This window comes from Streptomyces sp. B21-083 (assembly GCF_036898825.1).
GTDB lineage: Bacteria > Actinomycetota > Actinomycetes > Streptomycetales > Streptomycetaceae > Streptomyces.
On the sequence record NZ_JARUND010000002.1, the window covers coordinates 4755339 to 4774822 of the forward strand.

Below are 19484 nucleotides of genomic sequence, written 5' to 3' on the forward strand. Positions count from 1 at the left end.
TACGAGAGGGGCCCTGCCGCACGGCGGGGCCCCTCTCGCATTCGACGGGTTCACCGGGGCGGGGGCCACGCGGTGACGAGAACGTGTCGCACGGAACCAAGGGGTGGGTGGATGCACCAGGACAAAGCGCCCGAGTCGGTCTGGGAGGCCGCACCGGAGCCCGCGAAACGCAGGTTGCGCCTCTTCCGCCGGGACCCGGAGGCGCAGACGCTGTGGCAGTCCGAGTTCGAGCAGCAGGACCTGGGCGAGCCGCTGGGCCTGTGGGCGACGGACCAGGCAGTGGCCCTGGCCCGCTTCGACCGCGTGACCGCGTACGCACCGGCGACCGGTGAGCCTCTCTGGACCTGGCAGCCGCCGGACCAGGACGTGATCGTCGGGGCCTCCCAGGACTCCCAGGACGGCCTGGGAGTCGTCCTGCACCACGACGACGGCGAGGGGGACGCCACGCACGTCCGCCTCACCGCCCTCGACCTCGGCTCCGGAGCCGTGGCCTGGTCGCGCGAGCAGCCGAAGGACCGGCTGGGACACGTCGGCGCCGACCACGCGCGCGGGTTGGCGATCGGCGGCGGCCGGATGGCCACCGTCTCCCGCGAAAAGTCGGACGCGCCGCCGGTCGTCCGCTGCCTCGACGCGCGCACCGGCACCGTCCAGTGGGAGCGGTCGCTCCCGGACCACTGGGGCGACTCCTTCTCCGTCCTGGCGGCCGACCCGCCCGTTCTGTGCGTCCTGTCCGTTCACGAGAGCGGCAACCGCTCCCGGCCCCGGCTGTACGTGGTGCGCGAGGACGGGGAGTGGTATGTCGAACTTCCGGCCGGATACAAGGACTTCGGCCCCGCCGTCGCCGTCGTCGGGGACATGCTCGCCGTCGGACTCGAACCGGACGACCCCGTCGGCGACGACGAGAAGAGCGCCGACACGGTCCTGCGCGCCTACTCCGTCCCGACCGGCGAGCAGCTCTGGGAGTGGCGCACCGATCACGGCCGTACGCTCCATCCGCTGGCCCACCGCGGGTACCTCATGGTGGGCAACGGCTACGGCAGCCGGGTGACCGTCCTCGACCCCGCCGACGGCCGGGTCGTCGCGGAGCGCAGACTGCCCGGCTTCAGCTACCGGGCCCGGTACGCCGCCTGGGACGACCGCCTGGCCGTGGTGTGCCACGCGGTGAGCGAGACCCGGCGCGTGCGCGTGTTCCGCTGGAAGTGACGGAGGCGACGTACGTGTACGGGGCGGCGCCGCGTCCGGGGCTGGACGAGCAGGGGTTCATCGCGCGTGAGGGCTCCCTCGCGCGCGTGCCGCCCGCCTTCCGGCCCGTCGTCAGTACGGCCCTCGGCCAGGTCGTCGACGTGTTCGGGACACGGCTGCACAGCGCGTACGTCTACGGGTCGATCCCGCGCGGCACCGCGCGCGTGGGACACAGCGACCTGGATCTGCTGCTCGCCCTGCGCGAGGAGCCCACAGAGGCGGACCGGGCGGCGGCCGGCGCGCTGGACTCAGCGCTCGACAGCGAGTTCGACCAGATTGACGGCTCCGGCACGCTGCTGGTCTCCCGGGCCCAGGTGCTGAGCGACCTGGAGAGGCACGACCTGGGCTGGTTCGTGGCCTGCCTCTGCACGCCCCTCCACGGCGAGGACCTCGCCGAGCAGCTGCCCCGGTACCGCCCCGACTCCCTCCTCGCCCGCGAGACCAACGGCGACCTGGCCCTGTGCCTCCCCCGCTGGCGGCGCCTGATCGCCGAGGCGACCGCCCCGGGGGCTCCTCCGGGGGCGGTACGCGCACGCGTGCGGGGCATTTCGCGCCGCCTGGTGCGCACCGGCTTCACGCTCGTCATGCCTCGCTGGGAGGGCTGGACGAGCGACCTGTACGAGATGGCCGAGGCGTTCGCCGTGTACTACCCGGAGTGGGGCCCACGCATGAGGGAGGCGGCGGCGCTGGGCCAGGAGCCGACGGACGATCCGGCTGTCCTGCGGTCCTTCCTGTGCTCGCACGTCGAGGAGCTGGGTGCGTGGCTGAATGAGGAGTACGCGCGCGTGCACGGCGTCAAGGCACCCCGGCCTGGCTGACAGCGGCCAGCGGCTGAGCGACTGAATGGCCGACTGGCGGAGTGGCTAGATGAGGCCGTGTTCGCGCAGGTACTCCAGTTGGGCCCGTACGGACAGTTCGGCGGCCGGCCACAGGGAGCGGTCCACGTCCGCGTACACGTGGGCGACGACCTCCGCGGAGCCGGTGTAGCCGTTCTCGACCGCTGTCTCGATCTGGGCGAGCCGGCTGGCTCGGTGGGCGAGGTAGAACTCGACGGCCCCCTGGGCGTCGTCCAGGACGGGACCGTGGCCCGGCAGGACGATGTGCACGCCGTCGTCCACCGTCAGGGACCTGAGCCGCCGCAGGGAGTCCAGATAGTCCCCCAGGCGGCCGTCAGGATGGGCCACCAAGGTCGTTCCACGCCCCAGGACGGTGTCACCCGTCAGGACGGCCCGATCGGCCGGGAGATGGAAGCACAGCGAGTCCGATGTGTGTCCCGGCGTCGGTACGACCCTCAGCTCCAGCCCGCCGACGGTCACGACGTCCCCGTGCCCGAGACCCTCGTCCCCCAGCCGAAGCGCCGGATCGAGCGCCCGCACGCGCGTTCCCGTCAGCTCGGCGAAGCGCCCCGCACCCTCCGCGTGGTCCGGATGCCCGTGCGTGAGCAGCGTCAGCGCGACCCGCTTGCCGGCCTTCCGCGCGGTGTCGACGACATGCCTGAGGTGTACGTCGTCCAGGGGCCCCGGGTCGACGACGACGGCCAGTTCGGAATCGGGCTCGGAGACGATCCAGGTGTTCGTCCCGTCGAGCGTCATCGCGGAGGCGTTGGGCGCGAGGACGTTGACCGCGCGCGCGGTCGCGGGGCCCGAGAGAACCCCGCCGCGCGGCTGGCCGGGGAGAGCGGCGGCTTCGGTCATGCGGGGGCACCTGCCAGGGGATGGGTGGGGGGTGTGCGCGTGTTCAAGGGTGCGGGTGTGCTCGCCGGCGCGGTCATACGGGGGCTCCGCCGATCGGGATGTGCTTGGTGAACTCCTCGTGCCCCGGCCACGCGAGCACGATCTCACCGTCCTCCAGGCTGGCCTTGGCCAGGACAGGGGCCAGGTCACGCTCCAGAGCCCCGGCGAGGGCCCCGGACACGCTGTCGTACGGTGCCAGCGCTCGCAGGGTCGAGATCGTGGGCGGCAACATCAGCAGCTCGCCCTTGTCGTACGAGGCCGCCGCGGTGGCCGGTTCGATCCACACCGTGCGGTCAGCCTCCGTGGAGGCGTTGCGGGTGCGCTGGCCCCGCGGGAGCGCGGCGACGAAGAACCAGGTGTCGTAGCGGCGGGGCTCGAACTCCGGGGTGACCCAGCGGGCCCACGCCCCGAGGAGGTCCGAGCGGAGCACCAGTCCGCGGCGGTCCAGGAACTCGGCGAAGGACAGCTCCCGGGCGACCAGGGCCGCGCGGTCCGCCTCCCAGTCGTCGCCGGTGGTGTCGCCGACCACGGAATCGGCGGCCGGGCCCGCGAGCAGGACGCCCGCCTCCTCGTACGTCTCCCGTACGGCGGCGCAGACGACCGCCTGCGCGGACGTCTCGTCGGTGCCCAGGCCCAGCCGGGACGCCCACCACGCGCGCGTGGGCCCGGCCCAGCGGATCAGGTGGTCGTCGTCGCGCGGGTCGACTCCGCCGCCCGGATACGCGTACGCGCCCCCGGCGAAGGCCATGGAGGCGCGTCTGCGCAGCATGTGGACGACGGGGCCGCTGTCGGTGTCCTTCAGGAGCATGACAGTGGCCGCGCGCTTGGGGGTGACCGGGGTGAGGGTGCCTTCGGCGAGCCCGCGGATGAGGTCCGGCCACTCCGGTGGGTACCACTGCCCGTTCGCCATGGGCGGAGGCTATCCGGTGGTGGGCGCATGTTCGAGGTCGCGAGGGTTCTTTCGCCCCCGCCGCCCCTACCCGTCCCATCCCTGGGGGCTGCGCCCCCAGACCCCCCTTTCGGCCCTGAAGGGGCCTCGTCCTCAAACGCCGGACGGGCTAGAAATCGACCAGCTCTACCTGGACTTCGACCTCGACCGGCGCGTCAAGCGGCAGTACCGCCACTCCGACCGCGCTGCGGGCGTGGACGCCCTTGTCGCCCAGTACCTCACCGAGGAGTTCGCTCGCGCCGTTGATCACCCCGGGCTGCCCCGTGAAGTCCGGCGCCGAGGCGACGAAGCCGACGACCTTCACGACGCGCGCGACCAGGTCGAGGTCACCGGCGACCGACTTGACCGCCGCGAGCGCGTTCAGCGCACACGTACGGGCCAGTTGTTTGGCCTCCTCGGGCGTGACCTCCGCGCCCACCTTCCCGGTGACCGGAAGTTTCCCGTCCACCATGGGCAACTGGCCCGAGGTGTACACGTACACCCCCGACCGCACAGCCGGCTGGTAGGCGGCCAGCGGCGGCACGACCGCCGGCAGGGTCAGGCCCAGCTCGGCGAGGCGCTCCTCTACCGCGCTCACGCCTTCTCCCGCTTCAGGTAGGCCACGAGCTGCTCGGGGTTGTTCGGCCCGGGCACGACCTGGACGAGCTCCCAGCCGTCCTCGCCCCAGGTGTCCAGAATCTGCTTCGTGGCGTGGACGAGCAGCGGCACGGTCGAGTATTCCCACTTGGTCATGGAGGCGACTTTATCCGCTGCCGCCGAGCGCTCCGCGCCCACGTTGTCCACAGCCTCCGGCGTAGGTTCTCGCCGGACTGGTTAGTCTCGAATACGTGAGCAGGTTCCAGGTCGTCAGCGGTAAGGGCGGGACCGGAAAGACCACGGTCGCCGCAGCGCTCGCGCTCGCCCTCGCAACCGAGGGGAAGCGCACGCTTCTCGTCGAGGTCGAGGGCAGGCAGGGCATCGCGCAGCTCTTCGAAACCGAAGTGCTGCCTTATGAGGAGCGGAAGATCGCCGTCGCTCCCGGGGGCGGGGAGGTGTTCGCCCTCGCCATCGACCCCGAGCAGGCACTGCTGGACTACCTCCAGATGTTCTACAAACTCGGGAGCGCCGGTCGCGCCCTGAAGAAACTCGGCGCGATCGACTTCGCCACCACCGTCGCCCCGGGCATCAGGGACGTACTCCTGACCGGAAAGGCGTGCGAGGCGGTCCGGCGGAAGGACAGGAGCGGGCGGTTCGCGTACGACCACGTCGTGATGGACGCCCCGCCGACCGGCCGCGTGACCCGTTTCCTGAACGTCAACGACGAGGTGGCCGGCCTCGCGAAGATCGGCCCGATACACAATCAGGCGCAGGCCGTGATGCGCGTACTGAAGTCGCCCGAGACGGCGGTGCATCTCGTGACGCTGCTGGAGGAGATGCCCGTCCAGGAGACCGCGGACGGTATCGCCGAGCTGCGGGCGGCGAAGCTGCCAGTGGGGCGGATCATCGTCAACATGGTGCGGCCCGAGGTTTTGGACGAGGCCGAGCTGGAACTCGTACGGGCGGCCCCTCGCAGCGCGCTCGCGCGGTCGCTGTCGGCCGCCGGGCTCGGCGGGGCGCGGCGCGGCGGGAACGCCGAGAAGCTGGTGGATCCACTGCTGGCCCAGGTCGAGGAGTACGCCGAGCGGTACGCCCTGGAGCACGAACAGCGGTCCGTGCTGGGCGGGTTGGATCTGCCCTTGCACGAACTGCCGTTGTTCGCCGAGGGCATGGACCTGGCAGGTCTGTACGAACTGGCCAACGAGCTGCGGAAGCAGAGGATTTCATGAGCCCGGACCCGCACGACTCCGCCTCCCGCCATGGCCTGTCCCCCGCGCGCGTGCTCGAAGTGGATCCGCTGATCGACGATCCGAGGACGCGGATCGTGGTGTGCTGCGGATCCGGCGGGGTCGGCAAGACGACCACCGCGGCGGCGCTCGGGCTGCGCGCCGCCGAGCGGGGGCGGAAGGTGGTGGTGCTGACCATCGACCCGGCCCGCAGACTCGCCCAGTCCATGGGCATCGACTCGCTCGACAACGTGCCGCGGCGGGTCAAGGGCGTCGAGGGCGGCGGTGAACTGCACGCCATGATGCTCGACATGAAGCGGACGTTCGACGAGATCGTCGAGGCGCACGCCGACCGTGAGCGGGCCGCCGCGATCCTCTCCAACCCCTTCTACCAGTCACTCTCGGCGGGCTTCGCGGGCACGCAGGAGTACATGGCGATGGAGAAGCTGGGGCAGCTGCGGGCGCGCGACGAGTGGGATCTCATCGTCGTCGACACGCCTCCGTCCCGGTCCGCGCTGGACTTCCTGGACGCCCCGAAGAGGCTCGGTTCGTTTCTCGACGGCCGGCTGATCCGGCTGCTGACGGCGCCGGCGAAGCTGGGCGGGCGCGCGGGAATGAAGTTCCTGAGCGTCGGGATGTCGATGATGACCGGCACCCTGGGCAAGCTCCTGGGCGGCCAACTCCTCAAGGACGTACAGACGTTCGTCGCCGCGATGGACACCACCTTCGGTGGGTTCCGTACCCGCGCCGACGCCACCTATCAGCTCCTTCAGGCGCCCGGCACGGCGTTCCTGGTGGTCGCGGCCCCGGAGCGGGACGCACTGCGCGAGGCCGCGTACTTCGTGGAGCGGCTGGCCGCGGAGGACATGCCGCTCGCCGGACTGGTGCTCAACCGGGTCCACGGCAGCGGCGCCGCCCAACTGTCGGCCGAACGTGCGCTCGCCGCCGCGGAAAATCTTGAAGAGCCCCGCATTGTCGATCAGGAGGACGGGAAAGCTGGACTTCGTAACTCCCCCGACCCGTACGGCGGTTCAGAACATCCGGACCAGACACCCCAGACATCCCGGACACCAGCTCCTGAGGCAGACGTCGAGGAACACGTCGAAGGCTCCCCCACCGCCACCGGCAGTGAACCGACCGCCGATCCGAGCGAACCCACCGTCCAACAACTCACCGCAGGCCTGCTCCGGCTGCACGCCGACCGTATGCGGCTGCTCTCCCGTGAGCAGCGCACACGTGACCGCTTCACCGCGCTCCACCCGGAGGTGGCGGTCACCGAGGTCGCCGCACTGCCCGGCGATGTGCATGACCTCGCGGGCCTGCGGAACATCGGCGACCGGCTCGCGACCGACCGGCCAGAGCTGCCAGCCCCTCCGGAGACGAGCGACTGAGACGAGATGTGACTGAGCCGAGCGACTGACGAGCCGGCGGTGACTGACCGAGAGGGGCAGTGACCGACCGGGACGGCTCAGCCCACTGCCAAGTAGTTCTCGTACACCTCTTCCTCGTCGAGGGGCAGGATTCCCGCCCCCCGCTCGTACTCCGTACGCGCGGTTTCGAGCAGCCGACGCCACGAGGTGACGGTGGGACGCCTGCGCAGCAGTGCGCGGCGCTCCCGCTCCGTCATTCCTCCCCACACGCCGAACTCGACGCGGTTGTCGAGCGCGTCAGCCAGGCATTCCGTGCGTACCGGACATCCGGTGCACACCGCCTTGGCCCTGTTCTGCGCTGCTCCTTGAACGAACAGTTCATCCGGATCGGTAGTGCGGCAGCCCGCCTGCGCACTCCAGTCGGTTACCCAGCCCATACCGGCGCCGTCCTCTCCCGAATCGAGGCTCCCCCACGGCGGCAGCGGCATATTCACCGCGCCAGTTGAGGACGTTACGGAAGGCGGGCACAGCGCAACACCCCCTTCGGGCCCAATCTTGAATGGCCCGAACGGACTATGGGTAAGCGGCAGATCACCCGGGGGAGTGAGCGACCGACATGCGCGACCATCCCGACAAAGGGGGACAGTTCAGCTGGGTCACAACGGATACCTCGTGACACACGAGGCTAATCCGGGCACGTACTCCACAAAAATAGTTGGACTACATCCGAAACGTTTCCGGTCTCAGGGACGTATTGATACGTGACCTCACAGCTGTGACAGTTGCGAAGAGCTTAGGCCAAGGCCTGTACGTGTGTCCGGCGAATGAGAACGTAGGCTGCCCTCATGCCAAACAAGCGCTCGGGTGGAGGCCTGTCGGTAACGCAGCAGGCCGCCAAGTTCCTCGGTGTCAGCGTGCTCGCGGGAGCCGTCATGGCGGGCATCGCCCTGCCCGCCGCCGGTGCGCTCGGTCTCGCGGCCAAGGGTTCGGTCGAAGGGTTCGACGAGATCCCGGCCAATCTCAAGACCCTGCCGCTGAGCCAGCGCACCACGATCCTGGACGCCAAGGGCGGCCAGCTGGCGACGGTCTACTCGCGCGACCGCACGGTCGTCGAGCTCAAGGACATCTCGCCGTACATGCAGAAGGCGATCGTCGCGATCGAGGACTCCCGGTTCTACGAGCACGGCGCGATCGACCTCAAGGGCGTCCTGCGGGCGCTCAACAAGAACGCGCAGAGCGGCGGCGTCTCGGAAGGCGCCTCCACGCTCACGCAGCAGCTGGTGAAGAACGTGTTCGTCGAGGAGGCCGGTGACGACCCGACGAAGGTCGCGCAGGCCCAGCAGCAGACGATCGGCCGCAAGATCAAGGAGCTGAAGTACGCGATCCAGGTCGAGGAGGAGTTGGGCAAGAAGAAGATCCTCGAGAACTACCTGAACATCACGTTCTTCGGCCAGCAGGCCTACGGCGTCGAGGCCGGCGCCCGCCGCTACTTCTCCAAGTCCGCGAAGGACCTCACCCTCCCCCAGGCGGCCCTGCTGGCCGGCATCGTCCAGTCGCCGACCCGGTACGACCCGGTGAACGACCCGGCGGAGGCCACCAAGCGCCGTAACACCGTGCTCAAGCGCATGGCGGAGGTCGGTGACATCTCCCCGCAGGAGGCCGCCGCCGCACAGGAGAAGCCGCTCGGCCTGAAGGTCAGCGAGCCCAAGAACGGCTGCATCGCGGCGGTCAAGGGGGCGGGCTTCTTCTGCAAGTACGTCGAGAAGGAGTTCCTCGCCAGCCCCGTCTTCGGCAAGACCCGCGCGGACCGGGCGAAGATCTGGAACCAGGGCGGCCTGACCATCCGCACGACGCTGGACCCGCAGTCGCAGGCGTCCGTGCAGGCGTCGATCAAGGAACACGTGTACCAGTCGGACTCGGTGGCGACAGCGGTCACGCTGGTCGAGCCGGGCACCGGCAAGATCCTCGGCATGGGCCAGTCGAAGCCGTACGGCTACGGCAAGAACCAGACCGAGATCAACTACTCGGTCGGCAGCGACCGGGGCGGCTCCAACTACGGCTTCCCGACCGGTTCGACGTTCAAGCCGTTCGTGGCGGCGGCGGCGCTGGAAGAGGGACGCCCGGCGATCCAGCAGTACTCGGCGCCGTACGAGATGGAGTACCCGAGCCCGGTCCAGACGTGCAGCGGCAAGCCGTGGACCAACCTGGAGAACGCGAAGCTGGAGAACGAGAGCGAGTCGGAGAAGGGCCCCTACCGCCTGAAGAAGGCGATGGAGCTGTCGGTCAACACCTACTTCGTGCAGATGATCTCCGACATCGGTCTGTGCCCGGTGATGAACATGACCGACGCACTGCACGTCAGGCAGGGCAACGGCGACAAGCTGCCCGAGGTACCGGCCATCGCCCTCGGCTCCAGGGGCATCTCCCCGCTGACGATGGCGAGCGCGTACGCGGCCTTCGCCTCCCGTGGCATGTACTGCACGCCGATCGCCATCGAGTCGATCACGCAGAAGGCCAACGGCGGGCAGAAGTCGCTGGAGGTCCCGAAGTCGACGTGCTCCCGTGCGATGTCGGAGACGACCGCCGACACGATCAACACCCTGCTCCAGGGCGTGGTCGACTCCGGAACCGGCCAGGAGGCCGGTCTCACCGACGGCCGCGACAACGCCGGTAAGACGGGTACGACGGACGAGCGCAAGAACGCCTGGTTCGTCGGCTACACACCGACCCTGTCGGGTGCCGTCTGGGTCGGCAGCGCCATGCAGAACGTGAAGATGCGCGACATCAGGATCGGCGGCGTCTACAACGACCTCGTCTTCGGCGGCAAGGTTCCGGGCCCCATCTGGAAGGACGCCATGACCGGCGCACTCCAGGGCAAGGACTCCGGAAAGTTCAACCTCATCCCCATCATCGAGCCGACCACCCCGAAGCCGGGCGACAACGGCGGCAATGACGGCGGCAACGGGGACAACAACGGCAACGGCAACGGCAACAACGGTGGCGCGACGAACGGCAACAACGACAACGGCGGCAACACGACGTTCCCGAACCCGTCCTTCTCCATCCCCGAGGGCTTCATCCAGGGCAACGGCAACGGCGGCAACAACGGAACCAGCAATGGGAACGGCAACGGGAACGGCAACGGAGGCTTCCCGTAGAGAGTCCGTAGAGGGTTCGCGCGCCGAGGTGGAGCGAGTGAGTCGTCGTACGTGAACGGGGGCGCCCTTCCTGAGAAGGGCGCCCCCGTCGACGTACAGGCACCTTGCGTCCTCGCGGCAGGTCAGCCGGCGAGGAGCTTCTTCACCGCGGCGGCGACCCGGCCGCCCTCGGCGAGGCCCGCGACCTTCGGGTTCACGATCTTCATGACCTGACCCATGGCGCGCGGCCCCTCGGCGCCGGCCGCCTTCGCCTCCTCGACGGCCTGGGCGACGATCTGGTTCAGCTCCTCGTCGTCGAGCTGCTTGGGCAGGTAGACGGCGAGGATCACGCCCTCGGCCTTCTCGCGCTCGGCCTGCTCGGGGCGGTCGCCCTGGGCGAAGGCGTCGGCCGCCTCACGGCGCTTCTTCGCCTCGCGGCTGATCACCTTGATGATCTCCTCGTCGGAGAGCTCGCGCTTCTCCTTGCCGGAGACCTCTTCCTGCGTGATCGCGGTGAGGGTCAGCCGGAGCGTCGAGGAGCGGAGTTCGTCGCGCGCCTTGATGGCGGTGTTGAGGTCTTCCCTGAGCTTCGACTTGAGCGTGGTCATGGGATCGATTGTCGCAGGTGCGGGAAGCGGAACGCCCGTGGATTTCCACCGTCCCTTCTCGCCTGACACGATGGGAGCATGCGCGCGCGATACGCAGTACCCCTGGGAATCACGGCCGTTGCCGCCGCCGGCCTCGTCTACTCGGCGGGTTTCGAGACCCGCTCCTTCCGCCTCCGCCGGGTCACCGTGCCGGTGCTGCCCGCGGGTATGCGCCCCCTGCGCGTGCTCCAGGTCTCCGACATCCACATGGTCGGCGGCCAGTACAAGAAGCAGCGCTGGCTCCGCTCCCTCGCCGGCCTGCGCCCCGACTTCGTGATCAACACGGGCGACAACCTGTCCGACCCGGAGGGCGTGCCCGAGGTGCTCGACGCGCTCGGCCCGCTGATGGAGTTCCCGGGCGCGTACGTCTTCGGCTCGAACGACTACTACGGCCCCAAACCCCGTAACCCCGCCCGGTACCTGCTCGAGAAGACCCAGGGCAAGCACGGCCTCAACGGCAACCCGCCCGCGGTCGACGTGATCCACAACCCGTGGGAGGAGCTGCGCGACGGCTTCGACACGGCGGGCTGGCTGAACCTGACGAACACGCGCGGCGTGCTGAAGATCGACGGCATGTCGGTGGAACTGACGGGCCTGGACGACCCGCACATCAAGCGGGACCGCTACCAGCAGGTGGCCGGCGGCCCCTCGAAGACGGCGGACGTCTCACTGGCCGTCGTCCACGCCCCCTACCTCCGGGTCCTGGACGCGTTCACGGCGGACGCGTACCCGCTGACCCTGGCCGGCCACACGCACGGCGGCCAGCTGTGCATCCCCTTCTACGGCGCCCTGGTCACCAACTGCGACCTCGACACGGACCGCGTCAAGGGCCTGTCGACGCACACGGCGGAGGGCCGGACGTCGTACCTCCACGTCTCGGCGGGCTGCGGCGCCAACCGCTACACCCCGGTACGTTTCGCCTGCCCACCGGAGGCGACACTGCTGACGCTGACGCCACGGGAGGCGTAGGCGGGGGAGGAGGCACGGCCGGCGGGGGCGGCGCGGGAGGCATGACGGCGGGGGCTGCGCGGGAGGCAGGTTCCGCAGGTTCCGCAGGTTCCGCAGGTTCCGCAGGGGCATAACCCACTCAGCCCGCCCGGATCGCCCCTTTTGCCCACTCGCCCTAGCGTGAGGGCATGACCGCGCCGATACCCAGGGACATACCGGACCTCCCCGCGCTCCCGGGCGGACCCGGAATCCTCCCCTCCCCCGTCCCCGCCACGGCCGTGGTGACCCCGATACGCCGTCCCGTGACGGCGGTCTTCCGCCTCCTCACCGCCGCCGCGGCGGCCACGGCCGTGACGATGGAACTGGTCCTGGGCAGCCCCGCCCAGGTTTTGAGCCAGTTCACGATCCAGAGCAGCATCCTGCTGACCCTGGTCATGACCGTCTCGGCCCGCCGCGCCTGGACAGCCCGCCGCCCACTGCCCAGCGCCCTGACAGGCGCCGCGCTCCTCTACCTGGTCATCGGGGCCCTGGTCCACCACGCGCTGGTGTCAAACCCGTCGAGCCCGTTCACCACGCCGCCCTCCCCGACGGGCTGGCACGCCGTCACCGACCAGGTCCTGCAAACGGCGATCCCGATCGCGGCACTCACGAACTGGCTGCTCCTGACCGCCGCCGGCCAACTGCACCTGCGCCAGGCAGCACCGTGGCTCCTGTACCCCCTGGCGTACCTGACCTTCTCCCTGCTCCGAGGCGAACTCCTCCTCCCCGGCACACCGAACCGCTACCTGTACGCCTTCCTCGACGTGGACGAGCACGGCTACAAGAGCGTCCTGGCCAACGCCCTCCTCCTCGGCCTGGCCTGCTACACCCTCGCCGTCCTCCTCGTAACCCTCGACCACATCCGCCCGAACCCCGTCCACCACCGCACCAAAACCGGATTTCGCCTGGGGCCACCGGTGGGCTAAAGTAAACGACGTCGCCGCGACAAGCAGGACAAGCAGCGACATCGGGGTGTAGCGCAGCTTGGCAGCGCGCTTCGTTCGGGACGAAGAGGTCGTGGGTTCAAATCCCGCCACCCCGACAGTGAAGTACCAGGTCAGAGCCACCTACTCAAGTAGTAGGTGGCTCTGATTTGTTGTGTGCGGGCCCTCCTGGGAGAAATCTGGGAGAAGATCTTGAAACCTCCGCCCGGACAGCACCTGCTAACCTCGCGCTTTCATGGAGCCTGGTGTCCGACGGGTGGTCAGGTAAACGAAAAGTGCCTCTGACCAGCAAGAATGAGGATTGTCGAGGTCCTTGTTCCTGCCACCGTCGGAGGCACTTCCCAGGTGAAGAAGCGTATCGGGTCCTACCCGCGTGTCCGCGTCGAGGGTGGTGGCCGGGCAGTGGTTTCGCAGGCGGGAGGCGTCCTGCTGGTGGAGACGGCCCGTAAGGCTGGGCTGGACCAGGCGATATCTGCAGCTCTGACACCGTGGCGCAAGCCGCGGGCGGTGCACGATCCGGGGAAGATACTGCTGGATGTGGCCTTGGCGGTCGCGCTCGGCGGGGACTGTCTCGCGGACGTGGGGATGCTGCGGGCCGAGCCGGCGGTGTTCGGGCCGGTGGCTTCTGACCCGACCGTTTCGCGGCTCATCGACACCCTCGCCGCGGCCGGTCCGAAGGCCCTTCACGCGATCCGTGCCGCGCGGTCCGAAGTACGCGCGTGGGTATGGAAGTTGGCCGGGACGGCGGCGCCGGATGCCGCAGGTGAGGTGATCGTGGACCTGGACGGGGTGCTGGTGCTGGCGCACTCCGAGAAGCAGGACGCGGCTGCGACCTGGAAGAAGTCCTTCGGCCACCATCCGCTGATGGGCTTCGTCGATCACGGAAGCGGCGGCACCGGAGAGCCTGTGGCGGCCCTGCTGCGGCCGGGGAACGCGGGCAGCAACACCGCGGCCGACCACATCACCACCACCCAACTCGCCCTGGCCCAGCTCCCCAAACGGCATCGGCGAGGCCGGTCCACGCTGATTCGCACCGACTCCGCGGGCGGCACTCACGAGTTCCTGGCCTGGCTCTCGCAGCGCGGGAGGTGGCTGTCGTACTCGGTCGGGATGACCATCACCGACTCCATCCATCAGGCCGTGCTGAAGGTTCCGACCTCCGCCTGGACATCCGCCGTCGAACCGGGCGGCGAGATCCGCGAGGGCGCCTGGACCGCCGAACTCGACGGCGACGTCCTCAAGGGCTGGCCCAAGGGCATGCGGCTGGTGGTCCGCAAGGAACGGCCACACCCCGGCGCCCAGTTGCGCTTCACCGATGCCGACGGGCTCCGGCTCACCTGCTTCGCCACCAACACGACGGGCGGGAAGATCGCAGACCTGGAACTGAGGCACCGCCGACGGGCGAGGGCAGAGGACCGCATTCGGAACGCGCGGGCCACCGGCCTGCGGAACCTGCCCCTGCACGAGACCTCGCAGAACCGGATCTGGCTGGAGATCGTCCAGCTCGCCCTCGACCTGCTCGCCTGGATGTCGATGCTCGCCCTGACCGGCAAACCCCGCCTCTGGGAGCCCCGCCGCCTGCGGTTGCGGCTGTTCTCCGCCGCAGCCCAACTCATCACCACCGCCCGCCAACGGCACCTGCGATTCGCCCGCCACTGGCCATGGACCGACGTGATCACAGACGCGATCAGACGGCTCGACACCCTTCCGAACCCAGGCTGACCAGAAACGACCCGCCCCGACGAGCAGAAGAGCCACCGACCGGAACCGTGGAACCCGGCGCCCACCCGACGCGACGATCGGCCCGTCCGCTTGCCCGCACACGCTCCACAACGACGAATTGGCCGCCAACCGAAGCCGACGACCAATCACGAAAGATCGAGGCTAATGCGCACATAGACCCTCCTGCAAGAGGCCGTGAGCAGAAGCGCTGGGGCGGCGGAGCGAGCACGCCGGCATCTGCCTGCCGACGTGCCCGTGCGTGGCGCGAGCGCTCCTCAGCGCGGAGCACCGAGGGCTCGCTCGCTCTGCTCGCCCCGCGCCCGGCTTGACGCAGGACGCTCGTGGTGCGAGCCAACAAGAGAGCATGGCCAGCGTGGGTTGTTGTTGTGGTCGGCCGCCCGCAGGATACCAATATTTGTTGTCTGATTAGGTTCACAACTTAGGTTAGCGGCTTGTTCGCAGACTTCGGTTAGCGACTTAAGTTCACAACTTAGGTTAGCGACTTAGGTTCACAACTTAGGTTAGCGGCTTGTTCGCAGACTTCGGTTAGTGGATTAAAATCGATATTGAACAGAGAAACATGTGCGAGTTAGGTTCATTACTCACCCCAAAGCTAGGGTAATCGGCTCCGAGATTGCGCGAGAGCACCCCCTGACCTGCCAGTTTGCCCTTTTTCTAACTGTACTCAAGAATTGACGGAACACGGCCTCGGGACACTCCCAAGGGGGGAGGGAGAGGCCACCCGTGCGCCTAGAGAACGATGCGGGTGGCCTCCTGGTCCGCAGCCCTCACAGACAGGGACCTCTGCCAGTATGAGAGATCGAGTTCGACAAATCCAGGCGGCCACTTCCGGCGACTCCTGTACTCGCGTGCAGATCGTTGCCCTCCTCGCGGGCGCCGCACTGATCGCTGGTGGGCAGGCCACCGTGGCGGAAGCGGGTGCCTACGTGGCTCCCTTCTTGCTCATCAGCGAGCGGCTTGCCGCACGTCAGGGGGGCACTACGCCCACGCAAAATCAGCCGAGCAAGCCTGGGCGACTGCCCCGCCCGTAGCCCGAGGTCAGCTCAGCCCACTCAATTTGAGTGGGCTGAGCTGACTCGTTCTGTGGGCCTCTTGGGAGACGCCTGGAAGAAGATCTTGAAATTCTTCTCCCAGACGGCATCTACCGACGCGCTCTCAGAGGACGTTCCGGTTAAAAACCGTATGGTTCATGGGTTGTGCCAGGTTATGGGTGTTTCTCCGGTTGCTCGTTTCGCAAGGTTCGAGATCATCGCGAGGCGGATCATGCTCTCGGAATGCGCAGGTTTGGTCTCGTAGTCGCGGGCGAGGCGGCGGTGCATCATGATCCACCCGAAACTTCGCTCCACGACCCAGCGCCTGGGGATCACCGAGAAGCCTTTGACCTGCTCGTTTCGTGGGACTACGTCGACATCAATGCCGAGGGCGGCGCCGTGCTCGATGGCCTTGGTCTTGTAGCCGGTGTCGACCCATGCCTTGGTGATCGTGGGGTGGTCTGTGGCGAGTTGGGTGAGGAGTTGCTTGCCGGCCTCGTTGTCGGAGACGCTGGCGGCGGTCACGATGACCAGCAGTAACAGGCCGAGCGTGTCGACGACGATGCTGCGCTTGCGGCCCACGATCTTCTTCCCTGCATCCGTGCCCTGAGTGTCGGAGGGGACGCTGGTCGCGGTCTTGACGCTCTGCGCATCGATCACGCACGCGGTGGGCTCCGCGGTGCGTCCTGCCTGCTCACGGACCATCCGGTGCAGGTGGACGCCGAGTTTCTCGATGGTGCCGTCGGCGGTCCAGGCGCTGAAGTAGCCGAACACCGTGGTGTGCGGCGGGAAATCGTGCGGCAGATAGCGCCACGGGACGCCGGTCCGGTTGAGGAAGAGGATCGCGTTCATGACTTCCCGCAGGTCAGTGACCTTGCCGCCGAGGTTGAGGGAGGTCTTCTGCCGCTCGGCCCGCCAGGCCGTCAAGGTCGGCTCCATCAACTCCCAGCGGGCATCGGAGAGATCACTCAGGTACGGCAGGCGCGGCTGCGAAGAAGTCATGGGGATACTCATGCATGGGGTCCCGGACCGGGCATATCGCTCGATCGAGCGAGCCAAAAGCCGCTTTCAGTAGGTTCCTCGAACCGGACAGGAGCTATCAGCTGAAACCGGGCTGAAACGCAAAGTCACGCCCGCTGAAGCTGTAACCGCAAATCACTTGTTCTGCCTGGATAAGGCCAAACCCGGCACGACACAACCACCTCAAACCATCACGTAAGTACCACGAACGTCCTCTCAGTGGGCGGTTCGTGAGTCTTTGAGTTGGTCTGCTGTCGCCTGATCGTGTGGCTGCGGGGCGGACTTTGGCGGTTCGCGGTGGGTGATCTGGTGATGTGACCGGGTGAGTGAACGCAAGCCGTACCCGAGTGACTTATCGGACGAGCAGTGGTCGTTGATCGAGCCGGTGATCACCGCGTGGAAGGATAGGCACCGCTCGGTCAGCGGTCATCAGGGCGCCTACGACATGCGGGAGATCGTGAACTCGATCCTCTACCAGGGGCGGACCGGTTGCCAGTGGGCCTATCTCCCGCACGACCTGCCGCCGAAGAGCGCAACGTACTACTACTTCGCGGCCTGGCGGGACGACGGGACCGACCAGGTCATCCATGAACTCCTGCGCTGCCAGGTCCGGGAGAGGGCCCGACGATTAGAGGACCCGACCCTGGTGGTCCTGGACACCCAGAGTGTCCACGTGGCCGCCGGGGTCCCCGCCTCCACAAGTGGCCACGATCCGGCCAAGCGGGTGCCCGGCCGCAAGCGCGGACTGGCCGTGGACGTCCTCGGCCTGGTCATCGCAGTCGTCGTTCTCGCCGCGAACACCCACGACAACGCCGCGGGCATCGTCCTGCTGGACCAGGTCGCCGAGCACGCCGGCGGAACCGTCCGCAAAGCCCTGGTCGACCAGGGCTTCAAGAATCAGGTCGTCGCGCACGGCGCCGCCTTGGGAATCGACGTCGAGATCGTCGCACGCGACCCGCAGGTCAAGGGGTTCGTGCCGCAGCCGAAGCGGTGGAGGGTCGAGCAGACCTACGGGATCCTGATACTGCACCGGCGGCTGGTCCGCGACTACGAGCACCGCCCCTCCTCCTCCGCCTCCCGTGTCTACTGGGCGATGACCCACGTCATGACCCGGCGCCTCACCGGCGCGAACGCTCCCACCTGGCGCGAAGCGCAGGCGGTGGCAGCGTGATCATCCAGCCCCTGCTCGACGCCCTGGGCCTCCAGGAAGACGCCGCCCGGGCCCTGGCCGACGACCTCCGCGCACAGATTGACGCCTTGCAGACCCGACTGCGGGAGGCCGAGACCCATCTGGAGCACCTCGCGATCACCCGCACAACCGTCACCGGCCTCGCCGACCGACTCCCGGCCCACACACCCGACCTGCCTGAGCACCCGGACTACCCCCGCGTCCTCGCCACGTTCAACGACGCGACCGGGCCGCTACGGGCCAGGGACGTCTGCGAAGTCCTCGGGCACGAACTGCTGCCGAAAAACGTCGAAGGCACTCGCGCCAAGCTGAAACGCCTCGTCAAACTCGGGATCCTCACCGAGCCCGACCCCGGCAACTTCGCCAGGAAGCCATAGTCGACGGAACCTCCACCAGCGACCTTGCTCAGCCTCAACCAGAAACAGACATCACCTTACGAACCGCCCCTGTGAGCTTGTTCCGCTTTGACGGACACCATTGGTGTGGTGGTCAGGCTGCGGATGCGGTCTCGTATTCGGCGGGACTGCGGTAGCCGAGGCTGCTGTGCAGACGGTGCAAGTTGTACCAGCCCTCGATGAAATCGAAGATCGCGGTGTGGGCGGAGGCCCGGCTGGGCCAGGCGGTGGTGTCGAGCAACTCGCGTTTGATGGTGGCGAAGAACGACTCGGCGAGTGCGTTGTCCCAGCACTGCCCGGTGCGGCCGACCGACAGACGCACCCCCAACTGGTCTGCCAGCGCGGCAAGTTGCTGACTGGTGTATTGACAGCCGCGATCCGAGTGGAAGATCACCGGAGCGGTGGGGCGACGTTGCCGGCAGGCGTTCGTCAGGGCATCGGCGACGAGATCGGTCCGCAGGTGATCAGCCGTTGCCCAGCCGACCACGCGGCGGGAAGCGATGTCGATGACGGTGGCCAGGTAGAGCCAGCCCTCCTGTGTGGCGATATAGGTGATGTCGCCGCACCAGCGGGTATTCAGCCCGTCGGGGTCGGGCTGGAAGTCGCGGACGATGAGATCGGGCCGCAGAACAGCCCGCGGATCGGGGACCGTCGTCAGGTGCCGCCGTCTGCGATGCCTGCCCTGCAGGCCGGCTGCCCGCATCAGCCGGGCGACGCGGCGCCGCCCGCACCCGGCACCCGCCCGCTTGAGCACGGCGTGCACGCGCGGGGCACCGTAGGTTCCCCGCGATCGCATGTGGACATCGGTGATCTGTGCCGCCAGTTCGGCGTCACGGGCCGCGCGTGGACCGGGCGTGCCGGTGCGGCGGGCATAGAAGGCGGTCCGGGAGACCTTCAGCAGTTCACACGCCCGTTTGACGCTGTGACCTGCACGCTTCTCCGCCTCGATGAACGGGTGGACCGTCACCGGGTCTCCTTCGCGAAGAAAGCCGTCGCACGCTTGAGGACCTCCACGTCCTCGCGCAGCCGGCGGTTCTCCCGCCGCAGGGACGCCAGTTCCTCGCGTTCACCGCTGGTCAGGCCGTCCCGCTCGCCCGCGTCGACCTCGGCCTGGCTGACCCACAGCCGCACCGCGGTCTCGGTCAGATCGAAGTCCTTGGCGATCTGACCGACCGAGCGGTCACCGCGTCGGCACAGCTCGACGATCTCGGCCTTGAACTCCGGCGTGAACGAACGGCGAGGGCGAGGCTTCTTCTTCCCCATGCTCTCCATGATGGACATCCTCCCGGGGCAGA

General features: G+C 68.3%; 19 protein-coding genes and 1 tRNA gene. 11 read left to right on the top strand and 9 right to left on the bottom strand.

The window, feature by feature from the left end:
• Positions 1–111 precede the first annotated feature (111 nt).
• Together QA861_RS45360 and QA861_RS45365 are read left to right on the top strand one after the other, a co-directional pair.
• Complete coding sequence (locus QA861_RS45360; RefSeq protein ID WP_334594793.1) at positions 112–1203, top strand: outer membrane protein assembly factor BamB family protein; 1092 nt, start codon at positions 112–114, stop codon at positions 1201–1203.
• The gene (locus QA861_RS45365) at positions 1200–2060 is read left to right on the top strand and encodes a nucleotidyltransferase domain-containing protein (protein ID WP_334594794.1); all 861 of its coding nucleotides are present in this window, start codon (positions 1200–1202) and stop codon (positions 2058–2060) included. The genes QA861_RS45360 and QA861_RS45365 overlap by 4 nt, the downstream gene beginning before the upstream one ends.
• A gap of 45 nt (positions 2061–2105) precedes the next feature.
• Here the strand turns inward: QA861_RS45365 and QA861_RS45370 are convergent, their stop codons facing one another.
• From QA861_RS45370 to sp36, 4 genes are all read right to left on the bottom strand, one after another.
• Positions 2106–2936 (bottom strand): MBL fold metallo-hydrolase, encoded by an 831-nt coding sequence (locus QA861_RS45370; RefSeq protein WP_334594795.1) that lies wholly within the window; start codon positions 2934–2936, stop codon positions 2106–2108.
• A gap of 73 nt (positions 2937–3009) precedes the next feature.
• Positions 3010–3885 carry an NUDIX hydrolase gene (locus QA861_RS45375; RefSeq protein ID WP_334594796.1) on the bottom strand — a complete coding sequence of 292 codons (876 nt, stop codon included), beginning with the start codon at positions 3883–3885 and terminating at the stop codon, positions 3010–3012.
• A 148-nt stretch (positions 3886–4033) separates the two neighbouring features.
• On the bottom strand, positions 4034–4501 hold the full coding sequence (locus tag QA861_RS45380; protein WP_334594797.1) for a RidA family protein: 468 nt from the start codon (positions 4499–4501) through the stop codon (positions 4034–4036).
• Positions 4498–4656 carry a Sp36 family protein gene (gene sp36 / locus QA861_RS45385; protein ID WP_019063748.1) on the bottom strand — a complete coding sequence of 53 codons (159 nt, stop codon included), beginning with the start codon at positions 4654–4656 and terminating at the stop codon, positions 4498–4500. The genes QA861_RS45380 and sp36 overlap by 4 nt, the downstream gene beginning before the upstream one ends.
• A 95-nt stretch (positions 4657–4751) precedes the next feature.
• Between sp36 and bagA the strand changes: the two genes are divergently transcribed.
• Both bagA and bagB read left to right on the top strand, forming a co-directional pair.
• Positions 4752–5729, top strand: a complete 978-nt coding sequence (gene bagA / locus QA861_RS45390) for an ATPase BagA (RefSeq protein WP_334594798.1) — start codon at positions 4752–4754, stop codon at positions 5727–5729.
• A complete protein-coding gene (gene bagB / locus QA861_RS45395) occupies positions 5726–7117 on the top strand; it encodes an ATPase BagB (RefSeq protein WP_334594799.1) in 1392 nt (463 codons plus the stop codon). The genes bagA and bagB overlap by 4 nt, the downstream gene beginning before the upstream one ends.
• 77 nt (positions 7118–7194) lie before the next feature.
• Here bagB and wblA read toward each other — a convergent pair whose 3' ends face one another.
• Positions 7195–7533, bottom strand: coding sequence for a transcriptional regulator WblA (wblA, locus tag QA861_RS45400; protein ID WP_319092711.1), 339 nt, complete (start codon positions 7531–7533; stop codon positions 7195–7197).
• Between the two features lie 408 nt (positions 7534–7941).
• On the opposite strand from wblA, the gene QA861_RS45405 reads away from it, so the two are divergent.
• Entirely contained in the window at positions 7942–10254 is a 2313-nt protein-coding gene (locus QA861_RS45405; RefSeq protein ID WP_334594800.1) for a transglycosylase domain-containing protein, read from the top strand.
• A gap of 122 nt (positions 10255–10376) precedes the next feature.
• On the opposite strand, the gene QA861_RS45410 is transcribed toward QA861_RS45405, so the two are convergent.
• Positions 10377–10841: a GatB/YqeY domain-containing protein gene (locus tag QA861_RS45410; protein WP_006373833.1), complete on the bottom strand. Its 465-nt coding sequence runs from the start codon at positions 10839–10841 to the stop codon at positions 10377–10379.
• A gap of 78 nt (positions 10842–10919) precedes the next feature.
• On the opposite strand from QA861_RS45410, the gene QA861_RS45415 reads away from it, so the two are divergent.
• The 4 genes from QA861_RS45415 (at position 10920) to QA861_RS45430 (ending at position 14533) form a co-directional block, all read left to right on the top strand.
• Positions 10920–11849 (top strand): metallophosphoesterase, encoded by a 930-nt coding sequence (locus QA861_RS45415; RefSeq protein WP_334594801.1) that lies wholly within the window; start codon positions 10920–10922, stop codon positions 11847–11849.
• A gap of 167 nt (positions 11850–12016) precedes the next feature.
• The gene (locus QA861_RS45420) at positions 12017–12793 is read left to right on the top strand and encodes a Pr6Pr family membrane protein (protein WP_334594802.1); all 777 of its coding nucleotides are present in this window, start codon (positions 12017–12019) and stop codon (positions 12791–12793) included.
• Between the two features lie 42 nt (positions 12794–12835).
• Positions 12836–12909: transfer RNA gene (locus QA861_RS45425), tRNA-Pro, on the top strand.
• A 247-nt stretch (positions 12910–13156) separates the two neighbouring features.
• Positions 13157–14533 (top strand): IS1380 family transposase, encoded by a 1377-nt coding sequence (locus QA861_RS45430; RefSeq protein ID WP_334594803.1) that lies wholly within the window; start codon positions 13157–13159, stop codon positions 14531–14533.
• 1208 nt (positions 14534–15741) lie between these two features.
• Here QA861_RS45430 and QA861_RS45435 read toward each other — a convergent pair.
• Positions 15742–16587, bottom strand: a complete 846-nt coding sequence (locus QA861_RS45435; protein WP_334590699.1) for an IS5 family transposase — start codon at positions 16585–16587, stop codon at positions 15742–15744.
• Between the two features lie 340 nt (positions 16588–16927).
• Between QA861_RS45435 and QA861_RS45440 the strand changes: the two genes are divergently transcribed.
• Positions 16928–17776 (top strand): IS5 family transposase, encoded by an 849-nt coding sequence (locus tag QA861_RS45440; protein WP_334594804.1) that lies wholly within the window; start codon positions 16928–16930, stop codon positions 17774–17776.
• A complete protein-coding gene (locus tag QA861_RS45445) occupies positions 17773–18171 on the top strand; it encodes a hypothetical protein (RefSeq protein ID WP_334594805.1) in 399 nt (132 codons plus the stop codon). Before QA861_RS45440 ends, QA861_RS45445 begins: the two co-directional genes overlap by 4 nt.
• A gap of 112 nt (positions 18172–18283) precedes the next feature.
• Here the strand turns inward: QA861_RS45445 and QA861_RS45450 are convergent, their stop codons facing one another.
• Together QA861_RS45450 and QA861_RS45455 are read right to left on the bottom strand one after the other, a co-directional pair.
• Positions 18284–19156: an IS3 family transposase gene (locus tag QA861_RS45450; protein WP_334586132.1), complete on the bottom strand. Its 873-nt coding sequence runs from the start codon at positions 19154–19156 to the stop codon at positions 18284–18286.
• Positions 19153–19461, bottom strand: a complete 309-nt coding sequence (locus QA861_RS45455) for a transposase (protein ID WP_443041417.1) — start codon at positions 19459–19461, stop codon at positions 19153–19155. The genes QA861_RS45450 and QA861_RS45455 overlap by 4 nt, the downstream gene beginning before the upstream one ends.
• Positions 19462–19484: the final 23 nt, after the last annotated feature.